The organism is Streptomyces sp. NPDC002513 (genome assembly GCF_053595355.1).
This window is the reverse complement of sequence record NZ_JBSFXK010000126.1, coordinates 1,972-5,443: the sequence shown is the minus strand read 5'-3', so window position 1 is coordinate 5,443 and position 3,472 is coordinate 1,972. Positions and strand designations below refer to the sequence as shown.

The 3,472-nt window shown below is 57.5% G+C and carries 2 rRNA genes; both read right to left on the bottom strand.

Annotated elements, in window-relative coordinates:
• Positions 1 to 117: ribosomal RNA gene (gene rrf, locus ACWD5Q_RS35060) — 5S ribosomal RNA — on the bottom strand.
• Positions 118 to 205: 88 nt separating this feature from the next.
• Positions 206 to 3,320, bottom strand: a 23S ribosomal RNA gene (locus ACWD5Q_RS35055).
• Positions 3,321 to 3,472: the final 152 nt, after the last annotated feature.

The window sequence follows — 3,472 nt, the reverse complement described above, 5'->3', positions numbered from 1 at the left end:
GTTCGGCGGCGTCCTACTCTCCCACAGGGTCCCCCCTGCAGTACCATCGGCGCTGTAAGGCTTAGCTTCCGGGTTCGAAATGTAACCGGGCGTTTCCCTCACGCTATGACCACCGAAACACTATGAAACAGACAACCCGACACACTGCCAACAAGCAGCGGGATTGTTCGTGGTTTCAGAACCAACACAGTGGACGCGAGCAACTGAGGACAAGCCCTCGGCCTATTAGTACCGGTCACCTCCACCCGTTACCAGGCTTCCAGATCCGGCCTATCAACCCAGTCGTCTACTGGGAGCCTTACCCCATCAAGTGGGTGGGAGTCCTCATCTCGAAGCAGGCTTCCCGCTTAGATGCTTTCAGCGGTTATCCCTCCCGAACGTAGCCAACCAGCCATGCCCTTGGCAGAACAACTGGCACACCAGAGGTTCGTCCGTCCCGGTCCTCTCGTACTAGGGACAGCCCTTCTCAAGACTCCTACGCGCACAGCGGATAGGGACCGAACTGTCTCACGACGTTCTAAACCCAGCTCGCGTACCGCTTTAATGGGCGAACAGCCCAACCCTTGGGACCGACTCCAGCCCCAGGATGCGACGAGCCGACATCGAGGTGCCAAACCATCCCGTCGATATGGACTCTTGGGGAAGATCAGCCTGTTATCCCCGGGGTACCTTTTATCCGTTGAGCGACGGCGCTTCCACAAGCCACCGCCGGATCACTAGTCCCGACTTTCGTCCCTGCTCGACCCGTCGGTCTCACAGTCAAGCTCCCTTGTGCACTTACACTCAACACCTGATTGCCAACCAGGCTGAGGGAACCTTTGGGCGCCTCCGTTACCCTTTAGGAGGCAACCGCCCCAGTTAAACTACCCATCAGACACTGTCCCCGATCCGGATCACGGACCCGGGTTAGACATCCAGCACGACCAGACTGGTATTTCAACGACGACTCCACCCGAACTGGCGTCCGAGCTTCACAGTCTCCCAGCTATCCTACACAAGCCGAACCGAACACCAATATCAAACTGTAGTAAAGGTCCCGGGGTCTTTCCGTCCTGCTGCGCGAAACGAGCATCTTTACTCGTAGTGCAATTTCACCGGGCCTATGGTTGAGACAGTCGAGAAGTCGTTACGCCATTCGTGCAGGTCGGAACTTACCCGACAAGGAATTTCGCTACCTTAGGATGGTTATAGTTACCACCGCCGTTTACTGGCGCTTAAGTTCTCAGCTTCGCCCACCCGAAAGTGAGCTAACCGGTCCCCTTAACGTTCCAGCACCGGGCAGGCGTCAGTCCGTATACATCGCCTTACGGCTTCGCACGGACCTGTGTTTTTAGTAAACAGTCGCTTCTCGCTGGTCTCTGCGGCCAACCCCAGCTCACGAAGTAAATCCGATCACCAGAGCTGGCCCCCCTTCTCCCGAAGTTACGGGGGCATTTTGCCGAGTTCCTTAACCATAGTTCACCCGAACGCCTCGGTATTCTCTACCTGACCACCTGAGTCGGTTTAGGGTACGGGCCGCCATGAAACTCGCTAGAGGCTTTTCTCGACAGCATAGGATCATCCACTTCACCACAATCGGCTCGGCATCAGGTCTCAGACTACTGCCAGGCGGATTTACCTACCCGACGTCCTACACCCTTACCCCGGGACAACCACCGCCCGGGATGGACTACCTTCCTGCGTCACCCCATCACTCACCTACTAACCGCTTGGTCCGGCGGCTCCACCACTCCCCTCAACTCCGAAGAGATCAGGGCGGCTTCACGGCCTTAGCATCACGATGCTCGATGTTTGACGCTCCACAGCGGGTACCGGAATATCAACCGGTTATCCATCGACTACGCCTGTCGGCCTCGCCTTAGGTCCCGACTTACCCTGGGCAGATCAGCTTGACCCAGGAACCCTTAGTCAATCGGCGCACACGTTTCCCACGTGTGAATCGCTACTCATGCCTGCATTCTCACTCGTCAACCGTCCACGACTACCTTCCAGTGCCGCTTCACCCGGCAGACGACGCTCCCCTACCCATCACAACAGGCGTTAGCCCTCATGCTGCAATGACACGACTTCGGCGGTACGCTTGAGCCCCGCTACATTGTCGGCGCGGAATCACTAGACCAGTGAGCTATTACGCACTCTTTCAAGGGTGGCTGCTTCTAAGCCAACCTCCTGGTTGTCTGTGCGACTCCACATCCTTTCCCACTTAGCGTACGCTTAGGGGCCTTAGTCGATGCTCTGGGCTGTTTCCCTCTCGACCATGGAGCTTATCCCCCACAGTCTCACTGCCGCGCTCTCACTTACCGGCATTCGGAGTTTGGCTAAGGTCAGTAACCCGGTAGGGCCCATCGCCTATCCAGTGCTCTACCTCCGGCAAGAAACACACGACGCTGCACCTAAATGCATTTCGGGGAGAACCAGCTATCACGGAGTTTGATTGGCCTTTCACCCCTAACCACAGGTCATCCCCCAGGTTTTCAACCCTGGTGGGTTCGGTCCTCCACGAAGTCTTACCTCCGCTTCAACCTGCCCATGGCTAGATCACTCCGCTTCGGGTCTTGAGCGTGCTACTCCAACGCCCTATTCGGACTCGCTTTCGCTACGGCTACCCCACCCGGGTTAACCTCGCAACACACCGCAAACTCGCAGGCTCATTCTTCAAAAGGCACGCAGTCACGAGAGCCCGAAGGCTCCGACGCTCCCACGGCTTGTAGGCACACGGTTTCAGGTACTATTTCACTCCCCTCCCGGGGTACTTTTCACCATTCCCTCACGGTACTATCCGCTATCGGTCACCAGGGAATATTTAGGCTTAGCGGGTGGTCCCGCCAGATTCACACGGGATTTCTCGGGCCCCGTGCTACTTGGGTGTCTCTCAAACGAGCCGCTGACGTTTCGACTACGGGGGTCTTACCCTCTACGCCGGACCTTTCGCATGTCCTTCGCCTACATCAACGGTTTCTGACTCGTCGACCAACCGGCAGATTGGTCAAGAGAAATCCCACAACCCCCCAAGCGCAACCCCTGCCGGGTCTCACACGCTCAAGGTTTAGCCTCATCCAGTTTCGCTCGCCACTACTCCCGGAATCACGGTTGTTTTCTCTTCCTGCGGGTACTGAGATGTTTCACTTCCCCGCGTTCCCTCCACATGCCCTATGTGTTCAGGCAAGGGTGACAGCCCATGACGACTGCCGGGTTTCCCCATTCGGAAACCCCCGGATCAAAGCCTGGTTGACGACTCCCCGGGGACTATCGTGGCCTCCCACGTCCTTCATCGGTTCCTGGTGCCAAGGCATCCACCGTGCGCCCTTAAAAACTTGGCCACAGATGCTCGCGTCCACTGTGCAGTTCTCAAACAACGACCAACCACCCGTCACAGCCCACCGAAGCAGACTTTCACCGGGGCCGGCACCGAAGGACGACCAACGGCCGCACCCTCAGACACCCAACAGCGTGCCCGACACCCTCACCCTTC